Source organism: Paenibacillus tepidiphilus (assembly GCF_008635795.1).
Taxonomy (GTDB): Bacteria; Bacillota; Bacilli; order Paenibacillales; family Paenibacillaceae; genus Paenibacillus_AQ; species Paenibacillus_AQ tepidiphilus.
Genome location: NZ_VWRQ01000013.1, coordinates 115782 through 129786, shown reverse-complemented (window position 1 = coordinate 129786; position 14005 = coordinate 115782). Strand labels below are relative to the sequence as shown.

At 57.5% G+C, this 14005-nt stretch carries 16 protein-coding genes; 12 read left to right on the top strand and 4 right to left on the bottom strand.

The window, feature by feature from the left end; all coding sequences use genetic code 11:
- Positions 1-28 precede the first annotated feature (28 nt).
- Positions 29-796, top strand: a complete 768-nt coding sequence (locus F1379_RS17505) for a hypothetical protein (RefSeq protein ID WP_150272134.1) — start codon at positions 29-31, stop codon at positions 794-796.
- A gap of 775 nt (positions 797-1571) precedes the next feature.
- Here the strand turns inward: F1379_RS17505 and F1379_RS17500 are convergent.
- Complete coding sequence (locus F1379_RS17500) at positions 1572-2204, bottom strand: GTP pyrophosphokinase (protein WP_420850512.1); 633 nt, start codon at positions 2202-2204, stop codon at positions 1572-1574.
- Positions 2205-2579: 375 nt separating this feature from the next.
- Between F1379_RS17500 and F1379_RS17495 the strand changes: the two genes are divergently transcribed.
- The 4 genes from F1379_RS17495 to F1379_RS17480 are packed head-to-tail and all read left to right on the top strand — an operon-like array spanning position 2580 to position 5200.
- Positions 2580-3356 carry a zinc ribbon domain-containing protein gene (locus tag F1379_RS17495; RefSeq protein WP_150272130.1) on the top strand — a complete coding sequence of 259 codons (777 nt, stop codon included), beginning with the start codon at positions 2580-2582 and terminating at the stop codon, positions 3354-3356.
- 35 nt (positions 3357-3391) lie between these two features.
- A complete protein-coding gene (locus F1379_RS17490; RefSeq protein WP_150272128.1) occupies positions 3392-4255 on the top strand; it encodes a TrmB family transcriptional regulator in 864 nt (287 codons plus the stop codon).
- Positions 4256-4278: 23 nt separating this feature from the next.
- Complete coding sequence (locus F1379_RS17485; RefSeq protein WP_150272126.1) at positions 4279-4581, top strand: hypothetical protein; 303 nt, start codon at positions 4279-4281, stop codon at positions 4579-4581.
- A gap of 40 nt (positions 4582-4621) precedes the next feature.
- Positions 4622-5200 carry a xanthine phosphoribosyltransferase gene (locus F1379_RS17480; protein WP_150272124.1) on the top strand — a complete coding sequence of 193 codons (579 nt, stop codon included), beginning with the start codon at positions 4622-4624 and terminating at the stop codon, positions 5198-5200.
- Between the two features lie 410 nt (positions 5201-5610).
- Here the strand turns inward: F1379_RS17480 and F1379_RS17475 are convergent, their stop codons facing one another.
- From F1379_RS17475 to F1379_RS17465, 3 genes are all read right to left on the bottom strand, one after another.
- Entirely contained in the window at positions 5611-6558 is a 948-nt protein-coding gene (locus F1379_RS17475) for a diacylglycerol/lipid kinase family protein (protein WP_150272122.1), read from the bottom strand.
- A 109-nt stretch (positions 6559-6667) separates the two neighbouring features.
- Positions 6668-7006, bottom strand: a complete 339-nt coding sequence (locus tag F1379_RS17470; RefSeq protein WP_150272120.1) for a DUF4870 domain-containing protein — start codon at positions 7004-7006, stop codon at positions 6668-6670.
- Positions 7007-7097: 91 nt separating this feature from the next.
- Positions 7098-8117 (bottom strand): serine hydrolase domain-containing protein, encoded by a 1020-nt coding sequence (locus tag F1379_RS17465; RefSeq protein WP_150272118.1) that lies wholly within the window; start codon positions 8115-8117, stop codon positions 7098-7100.
- 427 nt (positions 8118-8544) lie between these two features.
- On the opposite strand from F1379_RS17465, the gene F1379_RS17460 reads away from it, so the two are divergent.
- From F1379_RS17460 to F1379_RS17430, 7 genes are all read left to right on the top strand, one after another.
- Entirely contained in the window at positions 8545-8733 is a 189-nt protein-coding gene (locus F1379_RS17460) for a hypothetical protein (protein WP_038585388.1), read from the top strand.
- Positions 8734-9003: 270 nt separating this feature from the next.
- The gene (locus tag F1379_RS17455) at positions 9004-9468 is read left to right on the top strand and encodes a DUF420 domain-containing protein (protein ID WP_150272116.1); all 465 of its coding nucleotides are present in this window, start codon (positions 9004-9006) and stop codon (positions 9466-9468) included.
- A 261-nt stretch (positions 9469-9729) separates the two neighbouring features.
- Positions 9730-10458 carry a hypothetical protein gene (locus F1379_RS17450; RefSeq protein WP_150272114.1) on the top strand — a complete coding sequence of 243 codons (729 nt, stop codon included), beginning with the start codon at positions 9730-9732 and terminating at the stop codon, positions 10456-10458.
- A gap of 18 nt (positions 10459-10476) precedes the next feature.
- A complete protein-coding gene (locus tag F1379_RS17445; RefSeq protein ID WP_150272112.1) occupies positions 10477-10872 on the top strand; it encodes a GntR family transcriptional regulator in 396 nt (131 codons plus the stop codon).
- Between the two features lie 13 nt (positions 10873-10885).
- On the top strand, positions 10886-11797 hold the full coding sequence (locus F1379_RS17440) for an ABC transporter ATP-binding protein (protein WP_150272109.1): 912 nt from the start codon (positions 10886-10888) through the stop codon (positions 11795-11797).
- Positions 11798-11819: 22 nt separating this feature from the next.
- Complete coding sequence (locus tag F1379_RS17435) at positions 11820-12722, top strand: ABC transporter ATP-binding protein (protein ID WP_150272107.1); 903 nt, start codon at positions 11820-11822, stop codon at positions 12720-12722.
- Positions 12715-14004, top strand: a complete 1290-nt coding sequence (locus F1379_RS17430; protein WP_150272105.1) for an ABC transporter permease — start codon at positions 12715-12717, stop codon at positions 14002-14004. The genes F1379_RS17435 and F1379_RS17430 overlap by 8 nt, the downstream gene beginning before the upstream one ends.
- The last annotated feature ends 1 nt before the right edge of the window (position 14005 follow it).

Here is a 14005-nt window from a genome sequence, read left to right as displayed (position 1 = left end):
GCAGGAATGAACAGGGAGGAATGGCACAATGATGGAATCGGCAAAGCTGCGGCTGGAGCTGCTGCCGGGAGAAGGAGAGCTCCGCGTGACCGGAGACGCTTCCGGCGGTACGGAGCGGCCGGTATTGTCCTTGCGGGTTCCGCGCTGGAACGCCGGAGAACGGAAGGCGGCGCTCCGCCGGCTCGCGGATCATCCCTGGCAGCTGTACACACTGCTGGGCGGCGGACCGGGTGCTGTACCTGACGGATTGCCGCTGATGCCGACGGCCGAAGAGCTTCTTGGCTTTAATCCGCAGACGTCGGAGACAGAGCTGCAGCCGCTGCTCGCGCTGCTCGGTGAAGCCCTGCGGCAGGAGCCGCTGCGCGCGCTGGCGCTGCGCGGCATGGGCAAGGAAGAGCTGCTGGACGGAGTCTTTGCGCTGTGGGCGGAGGAGACTCAGGAAGAGGCTGCTCCCGACAAGGCTGCTGCGGGAGGACAGCTGGCACAGGAGCTGGCCCGCCTGGAGCGCAAAGGCTCTGCCGTGCCCACCGGCGAATGGCTGGCGGAGGCGGCTGCGGAGGGCTCACTGCATCAGCCGGGCGCGCAGTTCCATGAGCTCGCCGCGCGGCCGTTCCCGGCAGCCCCGCAGGTAGCGGAGCCAGCCGAGGACTGGGGCGCGCTGCTGCCGCGCACGCCCAGAGCCGGCGAAGGGCTGGCGCTGATTATGCGCCGCGTCGCCGAGGCCGCGCAGCGGCGGGCGGCGGAAGCCGCCCCGGCCGCAGAGCCGGCCGAGGGCCCGGGCAGGCGCGGCAGGTAAGCTGCCGATGCAGCGGACGCGCCTGTACTGCGAAGTGAGCTTCAAGAGGGATGCAGCCGCAGAAGAGGCGCGCCCCAGCCGCCTTGCAGCCAGGTATGGAAGGCAGGTGCAGCGGGTATAGCCGGTAAAGCCGGTAAAGCCGGTAAAGCCGGTAAAGCTGGGCTGCTGAAATGCTGCCGTGATAAGAAAAGGACTGTCCAATAAGCTGGGCTTACAAATCTGTTTCTTCAGACATCACTCACTCCTAAAAAGAAGTAGCTGTCCCAAGCAGCCGTTTCACGGCTTTTGGAACAGCTACTTCTTCAGGCTTCGCCGGCTTTAAAGGGCCGCATCCGGTGAGCGGTAATCGCGCAGCTGCGTTATGGAACTCAGATGCATAGTTGTATTGCTGCATACCTGCATAACAGACTTAGCTGCATTTGATACAACTATTATCGCGGAAACATGCCGGTTTGTCAGAATAGATGTATTCTCTGCAATTAAAACGCTCAAAAAAGGCCGCAGCACAGTAAACTCCTGCTTTTAGTTGTACAAAGTGCAGCTATGTTGTAATCACTGCCTCTTTTAGAGCAGATAGTTGTACAAAGTGCAGCTATTCGATCAGCTGCGGTTCTTGCGCCCTCAAAGTATCGATTGAATAAGGTCGCTGTCAATCCATTACTACTCATCCGACAGACAACTCCCAGCCTCATCACTCCTCATCTTTTCCGCATTCCAGGGTTCGACACTCAGTCGCTCCCCGGCCTCGATACTCAGTCGCTCCCCGGCCTGCTATTCACTGGCCTTGCGGCTCTGCGTACTCCCCGCGCTCTGACAGCTCCAGAATCTCATGGCGCAGGCGGAGCATGCGCTGGTCGAGCTCATCGGCGGCCCGTGCCGCTTCCTTCAGTTCCTCGGCGACATGCGGCGGCAGCCGTTTATCGAATTTATAATAAAGAATATGCTCCATGCTGGCCCAGAAATCCATGGCGAGCGTCCGCAGCTGAATCTCCACCTTCACCCAGCGCGTTCCCTCCAGCAGCACCAGCGGGATGGCCGCAATGATATGCAGGCTCTGGTAGCCGTTGGGCTTCGGCTGGGCGATGTAATCCTTGATCTCCAGCACGCGCAGATCCTCGCGTTCACATAGATGGTCGACGAGCCGGTAAATATCTTTTACAAAAGCACAGACAATCCGCATACCCGCGATATCGTGGATGTGCTGCTCCATATTCTCCAGGGTAAGCTCATGGCCTTTGCGCTGCAGCTTCTGCAGAATACTTTTGGGCTCCTTGATCCGTGTCTTGACATGCTCAATCGGACTGAATCCGTCGCGGATCTGCCACTGAGTCTTGATGACGTCGATTTTGTTCTCAAGCTCATTCAGCGCGTGCCGATAAAGCGCCGGCAGTGCTTTGAAATTCTCCATCGTCTTGGCAAAATCCTCATCCACCTGCCACTTCTGCAAATCCTTGACGTGGATCTGCAATTGGTTCAGCGCAGCTTGTGTACTATCTTGTTCTTCCACTGAGACTCTCCCGGTTTCGTATTTGTGACTCCTTGCGGTTCCATGTATATTTATTTTAACTTATGTTCAGGTGCGGAAGCAAAACCGGAACCAGGGACAAGGCCGCTGCGCTGACCGTAAGGGATTTTGCTGTTTCCGCTCCGCAGCTAATGAATCTGGGCGAGACATTTGGTATGATAGAAGCACGTTTTCGCAGCAGTCTTTAAACGGGTAGGAATAATTTGACGAATATTCGGCGTAATGCCGGTCTCACTCTGGAGAAGGAGGACTACTACGATGGATTTTTTGCAACGCATTAAAAACGGTGCCAGCCGGGTGAGTGAAAAGGCGCAAAGCTCGGTGGAGGTCGGCAAGCTGAACAGCCAGATCTCCGACATTGAACACGAGATGGATATGCAGTTTCTGAAAATGGGCAAGCTGTTCTATGAAGGTTACCGTAACCGGGACCTCTCCCTGGCCGAAGGCCAGATGGTGGAGCTGTCACGGAGCTGCCTGAAGCTGCAGGAAGAAATTGACGCGCTGCGGTTCAAGATTGCCGAGCTGAAGAATGAACGGCTGTGCAAATGCGGCCATGTTGCGTCCCTGGACGCCAACTTCTGCCCTAAATGCGGACGGAAGCTGGAGGAGCCTGCACCTCAAAAGGAATCCGCAGCCTATACTGCCCAGCCGGTGTATGAACCGGAGGAGGAAGATGAATTCTACGGGGCCGAGGAGCTGACGGAAGAAGAAAGAGAGCTGGCTCTGCGGATGTCTCCGCGCACCGTATATACGGAAGCGCAGCCTTCAGAGAAGGAGCTGGCACCGGAGCCTTACCGGGAGGAGGCTCCGGAAGGGCCGCGGAGCCGCCGGGAAGCCGATGAGCTGGAGCGGGAACGGGAACGGCAGCTTGAGCTGGACCGGCGCATCCGCGACTGGAGAGCCGGGGAGCCGGATGAGGAAGCATCCGCCATTCAAGAGGAGGGCTTGCGGGATACTGTCAAATGCCAAATCTGCCGAAACGATCTGCCGAAAGGCTCCATGTGGTGCTCCCGCTGCGGCTCGGAGCAAATTTAGCGGCATTGTACAGACATACCGGGAGGACAACATAGATGGAACAATTGCTGCAGCATTTGCGCAACTTGGGATTTACAGAGCTGGAGGCCAAGATTATGGTCGAGCTCGGCGCCAAAGGACAGTCCTCGGGCTATGAAGTGGCGAAGCAGCTTGGCATTTCCAGATCGAATGTGTATGCCGCGCTTCAGCGGCTCACCCAGCAGGGATATGTAAGATGCAGCGAAGGCGAGCCGGCGCGTTACAGCGCGCTGGCTCCCGAGGAGCTGGCAACGATGATATCGGGCCGGGTGCAGGCCTCGCTCGCTTATATGGAGAGCGAGATGCCGCGCGGCGGCCCGCTTAGCCCCTCCTTCTACAATCTGGAGGGGGACCGCAATGTATTGGGCGAACTGGTCCGCCAGCTTAATCTCGCTAAGGAAGAGATTGTTGTCGACGTCTGGCGGGAGGAGGCTTCGCTCCTGCGCAGCGAGCTGGAGCAAGCCGAGCTGCGGGGAGTCCGGCTCCTGTGGTCCTTCAGCGGCGACAATGCGCCGCCTGCGCTGTATCCGGCCTGGCCGCCGCTTGCCGGCAGGCCGCGCCTGAGCGACGGGCGCAAATTCTCGTTCGTGATTGACCGCAGCTGGTGCATGCTTGGCATGCGCTGTGACGACGGCTCCGCACAGGCCGTGGTTACCGAGCATGAGGTGCTCGTGGAGCTGCTGCTCAACCATTTTACACAGGAAATGGTACTCTTCGAGCTGGAGGAAGACATGGGAACGGAGCTGAAGCAGCGGTACGGAGAACGCTATGACCGGATCGTCGGCAAGTATGTCATGCAGGACAGGGATGGAGAACGCGGAAGCGGACAGCCGGCAGAGGCGGAACAGCCCGCGGGGCAGCTGCCGCGAACTCAAACGTAGATCATGCTGGGGAGGTGAAACGCATGGAATGTATCGTTCATTTTGATGTGGTGCATCAGGAAGGGAACAAGTCGCTGCGGGGCCTGTTGTTCTTGGATAAGGGAGAGCGTCCGGGAGAGCAGGAGCTGGTTCAGATGTTCAAGGATATGAATTTCGACGTCCGATTGGAAGACCGGGAGAAGCTTATTTTTAAACCGGTCAAGCCGGACAAATTCACGGAAATCCGCATTACCGGCTTTAACAGCGGCAATGCTGGCAGCAAGGAAGACCAGGAGCTAAAATCGATTGTCGCGAATTTGCTGCCGCAGAAGCCAAGCGGCTTATAGAGCGGGCTGAGTTATTCGTAAGCGGAAGGAGGAGCGCGGGATGGAACTGCTGAAGCAGAAGGTAATACGTGAGGGAATCGTTCTCGGACAGGGTGTGCTCAAGGTCGATTCATTTCTGAATCACCAGATGGACCCGTTTCTGATGCGCGAGGTCGGACGGGAATTTACCCGGCGTTTTGCCGGTGAGGCGGTGACGAAGGTGCTGACGATTGAATCCTCGGGCATCGCTCCGGGAATTATGACGGCGCTGGAGCTGGAGGTCCCGCTGATTTTTGCCCGCAAGCAGAAGTCGCTCACCCTGACGGAGGATATTTACGTGGAGCAAGTGTATTCGTTCACGAAGCAGGTCAGCAATGACATTACGGTCGCCAAAAAGTTCATCGCCCCCGGTGAACGGGTGCTGATCGTCGACGATTTCCTTGCCAACGGCGAAGCGGCCTTAGGCCTGGCCCGGATTGTGGAGCAGGCGGGGGCAAGTGTGGCGGGAATCGGCATCGTGATCGAAAAGTCCTTCCAGCCCGGCGCCAGCCGCCTGAAGGAGGCCGGCTACCGCGTGGAATCGCTGGTGCGGATTGCTGCGCTGGAGAACGGGGCGGTATCTTTTGTAGAGGAAGCTTAGCGCTAATGCGCCTTAAGCTAACGGACCGTTACGGGCAGGGCCGGCTTTAGTCAGAGTGTGACAGCGTTATTGTCTGCCCGATGAGACAACGGCGTACCGGCTAACGGAAGTTGGCTGGATCATTGAAAATAGCCTACATAAAGAGCAGGCCTCCGTATAGACGGGGGCCTGCTCTTTATGTAGACGGAGGCTGCGCAGTGCAATCCGTGTATGCCACTGCCGGGTACATGCAGCGGCAACAGGGGCGATCCTGCCCGCTGCTGCTGGCGCGGTAACCGGGCAGTGCCTGCCTGGCATGTGCCGCATGCCGCAGGCACTGTGCCGCCCCGTGCGCGGCCCCGCGAGGCGCAGCGGCGTGCCGCCCCGAGCGCGGCCCCCGCGAGGCGCAGCGGCGTACCGCCGCGCCGCCGCTACCCGCTGGCGTGGCAGGAGCCCGCCACGCCCACGGGCCGCTCCGCGGCCAGCGGCGAGCGCACGCGCAGCGCCGCAGGCTCGCACCGCACCGCGAAGGCTGCGGTGCCCAGGGCCTCGCCGTCGCCGATGGCATGGCGCGGCTCGCTGAACCTGACCGCTGCGCTGTGTCCGCGCAGCATGGTCACGAAGGGCAGCTTCACGTGGCTGCCCTTCAGCAGCGTCGGGAACAGCCGCAGCACCTGCAGGCGGCTGCACCCGTGCACGACGCAGACGTCGAGCCGGCCGTCGCCGGACTCCGCCTGCGGGCAGATCAGGAGCCCGCCGCCGTAGCTGGGCAGGTTGCAGACCGAGACCAGCCAGGCCTGGTCGAAGCTGTGCTCCTGGCCGTCGCAGGTCACGGAGACGCGGCAGGGCTTGAAGGTGGCGAGCGTATGCAGGATGCCGATAATGTAGGCGAGCCGTCCGGCGCCGATAGCGTTGCAGAGCCGCTTGTAGGGGCCGTTATTCACATTGACGGCCACCTGTGCGTCAAAGCCGCTGGCGACGGCGGTAAGCGTCAGCCCGCCTGGGCCAGCGAGCAGGTCTGCTTCAAGGCAGCGGTCCTGCAGCGCGGCCTCCAGCGCCGCTGCGGTGTCCAGCGGGATGCCGAAGCCGCGGGCCGTGTCGTTGCCGGAGCCGGCGGGGATAACGCCGAGCGGCACGCCGCGCCGCCGCAGCGCGCCCAGCACGCTGTGGAGGGTGCCGTCGCCGCCGATGACAAGGGCGGCCTGCCAGTCGTCGCGGCGTGCGAGCGCGAGCAGCACCTGGCCCTCGGCGCTGTCAGCGCTGTGCGTCAGCAGCGTCTCGAAGGGGATGCCGCGCAAGCGGAGCGTCTCTTCCACGGCTTGCCGGGTCCTTGCACCGGCTCCCCCGCCGGCGCGGGGATTTATGATCAATAAATACATGCATGTTCCTCCAGCCTGCAGATTCCTGTAAGTCCTACCCCCATTGTAAGGAGCAGGCAGGCAAAAGGGAATCTTAAGTATAAAGATAGTTTCCGGCGGAGGAACTTGCCTATAACTGCCGCAGCTGTCTCTCTGCCAGCTCTCCCGCCCACGGCAGCCTATACCATCTTCCGCCCAGGGCGTGGTAGATCATGAGCAGCCAGACGGCCAGCGTGCACAGCGACAGAAGCGCTGCGATCATCGGACCGATAAGCGGGATTAAGCCGCTCAGCATATGGGCAACCATGAGCGCCCCGTAGACGATCAGCGACTGCAGCGCATGGAAGAGGACGAAGCGGCTGCGCTTCTCCAGCGCCAGGAATACGATCCCCCCGATAAAGGGGAAGAAACAGCACAGGCCAGCGGCAATGTTATCCGGTAACCCGGTAGAGGATTTGAAAGAGGACAATAGGCTCACTCTCCTTTGTATGAGCCTATGATTTGTCCGCGAAAAGTATGTGGGGGACCTGCCCCGACCACCATACGCCAAGACACCGCAGTTAGCGGGTCATTGCGGGAATAATGTGCTGCTCCACCAGACGGCGCGGGTTCCTGTAGCGGCTGACGGCGCTCTCGGCAGTGAACACCACCGCTGCATCAAGGTCCGGCAGGAGCCAGAGCTGCTGGCCGCCATGGCCGTGGGCCAGCCGGTAGGGCTGACCGCTCATTACACCGGTCCAGCATTGGTACCCGTATTGGCCGAAAGCCGGGTAGCCGTCAGCCTGGACCTTGAACATCTCGTCAAGCCACCCCGGGCGGATAATGGTCCGCTCCCCGTACATGCCGCCGTTCAGCAGGCACAGGCCAACCTTAGCCAGGTCCCGGGAGGTCAGATACAGTCCGATGTGGCCCATGCTATGGCCCTCAGGACTGGGCACCCAGGCGGCATGGCTGATATCCAGCGGACCGAACAGATGCGTCTTGGCATAACTGAAGGCATCCCTTCCGGTATAGCGGCTCAGTATCGCCGAGATCAGATGGGAGTCGCAGCTGCGGTACTGGAACACGCCGATCTGATTCTCATCGACAGGCAGATTAAGAATATAGGAGGTGAAGCGGCGGCTGCGCTGGAGGTTGCGGACAAGCGGCTCGCCGAGCTTCTTGCCGGTAATCCAGCGGAAGCCCGAGGTCATGCTCAGCAGATGGTGCAGCGTAAGTCTGCCGAGCAGAGGGGACGCGAAACGCGGGAGCTCATGGGCAAGCGCCTCGGTGAGCGGCGTCTCTATACCGGGCATCTCTGCGTTATCCATAGCGATGCCTGCCAGCAGGGCAACGAAGCTTTTGGTCGCAGAGCGCAGATCATTGAGCATCCCGGCTTGAAATCCGCCGTAATAGCGTTCAAATATCAGTTTCCCGTGGCGGACAACAAGCATACTATGCATCTTGGGATAAGATTCGAGGACAGCCTTATGGGCTTCCTCCAGATGCTGCCCGCAGGTACCGGCATCCATTGGGAGGGCGGCGGCGATATAAGGAACCTTTTGGTGGGGAGAATGAAGTAATGAAAGCTGATGGCTCATGGCAATCCCCTTTCCGTTCGCGGTCTGTACACAACCGCTTTCGATACTGGTATTTTAACCAGAGGCAGGGATTTTTCCCGCAGCGGCAAAGAATTATTTTAAAAAAAGTTGCCAACAGAATTTACATGGAAAGGTGGAAGTTGGTGCCGAATATGATACAATATAACGATAAGGCCCGAAAGGGGTGATTCAGCCAGCGGCTCTTCGGGTAATTAAAGTGTCAAGATGCCGTTTAAATTCCAGGGTGTCTTACTCTCAACCCAAATCACGACGAACCTGCTTCACCGTCAGGAAGATTTCATTCTGCGGATAATGCAAGCCGAGGTTGTGAAACGGTCTTACTTGCATTTCGAGGTACGGCGGACTTTTCATCATGCATTCTCTACAACGGAGCATTCATTACCAATGTTTTGGGAGGGAACTGATCATGGCAAGTAAAGGTCACAACGAAGTCAAGGAAAGTCTACGGGAAATGACACGTATTTTCCGGCCCAAAGATCCCAAGAAATTTGTAAAGGAGTACGTCCGGAAGTATCGGATCACGGGAGGCTATGAAGAAGAGCTGACCATGGTCGTGGAGCATGAGCTGGGAAGAATCAACTCTTCCGTCTCCTGAAGGACAGAGAACAGCGCCGCTGTATCGGACTCTGCTGAAACTTGAATAAGATATTATCCATGAGGATTCTCATAAACCGTGCCTGACGGGTCCGCCGTCATATAGGTAACGGTTTTTTTGTGTTTACTCTGAGCAGTAGAGAGTAGCTATGCCAAAAGAGGCTGACACACATGCTTGGCCTTTTTACTGCCCTTTGTGGTATTATTGATGTGAAATAATGCACAGACAAATTTGTGTACACTAGATTGGCGATCGCCGAGGGGGAGAAGCATGGATATCTTTACAATATTTCCGACCATCAGCACATCGTTTATTGTCATCAGTGCCGTGCTGGTCGCAATTGGCTGGAGACAGATTATCAAGGGCAAGCGCGAGGCGCACAAGAAGACAATGATCGCTGCCGCAGTGGCCGCCATCCTGTTTTTTATCGTGTACATGTCCAGAACCGTATTTGTCGGCAACACCTCCTGGGGCGGACCGGATCATTTATCGGCGCTCTATCATATCTTTCTGATCTTCCATATTGTGCTGGCTACAGTGGCTGCCGTATTCGGCATCACGACGCTGGTGCTGGGCTTCAAAGAGAAATATGCGAAGCACAGAAAGTGGGGGCGCGTGACCGCGATGATGTGGTTCGTAACTGCAGTTACAGGGGTAGCGGTATACGTGCTGCTCTATATTTTTTATCCGGGCGGGCATACCAAGCCGGTCTGGCAAGTCATTATGGGCGGCTAACATTCAAAGCGCAAAGTTTATGCATCAGGCGTAGGCCTGTGTCCTTCTCACCTTCCGGTGGCGGGGCACAGGTTTTTTTGTGCGGGTAGAATGCACCGGTGCTTTTACAATTTTTTCTGAACGGGATATTGACATTGGAAAATACAGGTCATATACTGTGTATAAAGATATACACAGTAAGCACAGGTATATGAACACTTGAAGTTTTTCATATACAATGACTCTTACTGAACCCGAATGAAGCAAAGTGAGGTTAAATAGATGACGACACTCAAGCAGGCATGGTTCATTCTCCGCGGAGACCATCGGGTTGGCCTGTGGAATACGCTTTTTATGCTGATCTTCACGGCATTGTTCATGCTCTATATCGGAGCCTTGACCGGTGTGATCGTGGACGATATAGTCGCAGGCCAGGCCAGGGAAGTGTTAGGTGATTTCATGCTGCTGGGCATGGTTCCGATGCTGGGATTTACCTTCTCGAAACGGAAAATGAAATACTTAAGCGATGATACCTATACGCGGATGCTCGCCTATATGCGGGGGCTGCCGATTCCGGCCGTCGTGCTGCTGTGCAAGCGCAAGCTGGATGCCATCCTCGCTTTTGCCCTTAACGGGGTGCTGTTCTTCGGCTTCATCTACGCGCTTAGCCCGCACATGCGCGGCGAATTGAAGCTTGCGGCTTACGCAGCCTTCGCCCTGACCTGGATCGGTTATGGACTAATCGTTGCAGGCATCTATATCATGGTCGAATTCTCGGTCAGCGGCAAAATGTACTTTGTGATCACCCTGCTGCTGATGATCAGCTCCAGCGGTATATCAGTGCTGATCTGGCTGGCCGGCGGCAACCTGCTGCTATATACAGTGAAATGCTCGCAGGATTGGGGACTGGCTTCACCCCTGATGTGGGGCACGCTCATAGGCGGCACGGTATCGGTGCAGCTATTCTCCAAATGGACGATTCACCGGCTGAAGAGCCGCGATCTCGTATGAGAGGGCGGGGTGCATCGTATGTGGATACCGATACAGATCAATGAGAACAGCGCGGAGCCGCTGTATCACCAGATCGAGACCCAGCTGAAATCGCTGATTATCAGCGGGGTCATCGCCGAAGGGACGCTGCTGCCCTCCATCCGGGAATTCGCCGGAGACCTGAAATGCAGCGTGATCACGGTGCGGCGGGTTTATCAGGATCTGGAGGCGCAAGGGCTCTTGCGGACGAGGCAGGGCACGGGCACCTTTGTGTCCCATGTGGGCGAGGGTGCTATGGAGGAATATAAGCGGGTTGCCGTACAGAAGGCTCTGGAGAACGCCGTAGATACGGCTTTGTCAGTCCAGTGCGGCGAAGAAGAGCTTAACGAAATGTTCAGAAGGCTTGTGAAGGACAAGTACGGCGAAGCGAAGTGAAGGGGGAGCACAGATGGCACAGCAAGCAATCGAGCTGCGGAATGTAAGCAAGAAAAGGCCAAATAAGGTGATTGGTCCGCTGAATTTGGTAATCCCGCAAGGCTATGTCACCGCGCTGGTCGGCCAGAACGGGTCCGGCAAAAGCACTTTGATGAGCATGCTGATACAGCTGACCTATCCGGAGGAAGGAGAAATCCGCTGGTTTGAGGAGCCTCATCCGGAGGGGCTGCCGCTGACGCTCCGGCAGAATATCGCCTATGTGCCGGAGACCTCCCTGGCGGAGGAGAATTACTGGACAGCGCCCGAGGCTGCCGCGTTCCGCCGGTATTGGTATCCGGGCTGGGACCAGCCGTTCTTCGAGGAGCTGATGAAGAGGTTTGAAATTCCGCAGAAGGCGCGGCTGAGCAAGATGTCCAAGGGCGAACGGCGTAAATTCGAGATTGCCGCCGCGCTGGCTGCGCGTCCGCAGCTGCTGCTCCTCGATGAGCCGTCCTCCGGACTCGACCCGTTCGCCTGGAGGACGATGCTTGATACGCTGCAGCAGTTCGTGGACGATACCGGAGCTACGGTGCTTATCTCCACGCATATTGTTGAGGAGGTCCGGCGGCTGGCCGATTATATCGTGCTGATGCACCGGGGACAGCTGCTGGGAATTACCGAGAAGGACAGTCTGTTCGGGGCCTGGAACGAGGTGTGGGTCCAGGCGGAGAGCGAGGAAGAGCTGCTGGAACTTGTGGCCGAGCTGCCGGGGACGCTTAGGCCCAGGCTTGAAACTCCAGGAGTGGGTTCGTTCCTGGCCCGGCATTTTCACCAGAACGAGAAACGCATCCGGGATATGGGCGTAAAGGTAATCAAGAGCCGCAGCCTGGAGCTGGAGGAAATCTTAAGCTTATGGATGGAAGGGTACCGTCCGGATACGGATTGACTAGGGAGAGAGGGGACTAACGATGGAAGCTTTGAAGCTGGATAAGGTAGTGAAGCAGTACGGGGACAAGACGGCAGTAAACGAGATCAACCTGAAGGTGGAGCCGGGTGAGATTTACGGGCTCCTGGGCGCGAACGGCGCCGGCAAGACGACGACGATGCGCATGGTGCTGGGCCTGATTTATCCGGACGGGGGCAACATCCTCTATAACGGCAAGCCTTACAGCAACGAGCTTCAGCATCTGATGGGTTATCTTCCTGAAGAACGCGGGCTGTATCCGAAGGTGAAGGTCAGCGAGCAGATTATCTATTTGGGGAAACTCCGGGGCATGACCACTGCCGATGCAGACAAGAGCCTGCGCTACTGGCTGGACCGCTTTGAGGTGCCGGAATATTACAATAAACGGATCGAAGAGCTGTCCAAAGGGAACCAGCAGAAGATGGGCTTTGTTGCCGCAGTCATCCACAAACCGCAATTCCTGATATTGGATGAAGCCTTCAGCGGACTTGACCCGGTCAATGTAGAGCTGCTGAAGGATACGGTCAAGGAGCTGCGCGACCAGGGCACCAGCATTCTGTTCTCCACCCACCGGATGGAGCATGTCGAGGAATTATGCCGCAATATTACGATTCTGCACCGTTCGAACACAGTGGTTCAGGGCGACATCCGCGAGATCAAGAAGGGTTACCCGCGCGAAGAGGTGCTGCTGCGCACCGCCGGCGACGTGTCCGGCCTTGCCCAGATTCCGGGCGTACGCGGCGTACAGCTGACGGAACGGGGATATGTATTGTCCATCGGCGAGCTTGCCGCTGCGCAGCGGATTCTGCAGCATGCCCTCGGACAGAGCGAAGTGGAGCACTTCGAGATTAAAGAACCGACGCTAAACCAAATCTTTATCAGAGCGGTGGGTGAATCCAATGAATAAGCTGGGAACGATTATCGGATTTACGTTTAAGAATAAAGCCAGAACCAAGTCCTTTACCATTACTACGCTGATTATCGTATTGCTGATAACCATAGGGATGAACATCCCTTACTTTATTGACAAATTCAACGGCGAGGATGAAGCGGCGGAAGCTGCGCGTATCGGGGTTGTCGCCGATTCCGGAATCCCGGCGGCGGCGTTGCTGCTGGATTATACGGCCCCGGAGGGTTCGGATAGCAAGGTGGCTTTGGAGTCTTATGCTTCACCAGAGGATGCTGCACTTGTAAAGGGTCTGGATGAAGGCGATATCGAAGGATACCTTACCTTCGGCACTGCAGCCGGCGGGGGCGTTCCCCCAGTGACTTATCACAGTAAGGACGGGGAACTGGACCAGGATGTGCAGATGTATCTGCAGACTGCGCTGCAGCAGGTGAACACCCAGCTGATCGCCGAAGGCAAGCTGACGCCGGAGGAAGTATCCGCCATGTTCGCGCCGGTCTCCATCGGGACCGAGCAGCTTAGCGGCAGTGCCGGAGGAGCGGACGGGGCCGCACCGGAAGAAACTTCGCCGATCAACTTCGTCATTGTGTATGTGCTGCTGATTCTTTTCTTCATGTCGATTATGCTGACCGGCAATATGATTGCCGCTGAAGTGACGGCGGAGAAAAGCTCGCGCATTATGGAGATTCTCATCACCAGTGCTTCGCCGCTGACGCAAATGTTCGGCAAGGTCATCGGTGTGTTCCTGGTGGGGCTGATGCAGATCGGCATTCTGGTGGCCACGATTGCCGCCAACCTGCTGCTGCCGCACAACGCCGGGGTGCTGGCCGATTTCGACCTCGATTTGAGTCAAATGAATTACGGGATTCTGGTCTACGGGCTGATCCTTTACATTCTCGGCTTCTTCCTCTACGCACTGATGTATGCCGCCGTCGGCTCAATCGTCAGCCGCACCGAGGAGCTGGGCCAGGCTACGATGCCGGTAATGATGCTGGGCTTCGTGAATTACTACATCCCTACCTTCAGCGTAGCCGCACCTGATACGCTGCTGGTCAAGATCGCCAGCTACGTTCCGTTTACTTCGCCGCTCAGCATGCTGCTGCGCATCGGAATCGGAGAGGTAGCGGTGTGGGAGATCGCCGTGTCGCTGGTTATCCTGGTGGTCACGATTCTCTTCTTCGCCTGGCTCGCGGCCAAGATCTACCGCACCGGCGTGCTGATGTACGGCAAGCGTCCTAGCATCAAGGAAATCCGCAAGGCTATGAAGGCGTACAAATTCTAAT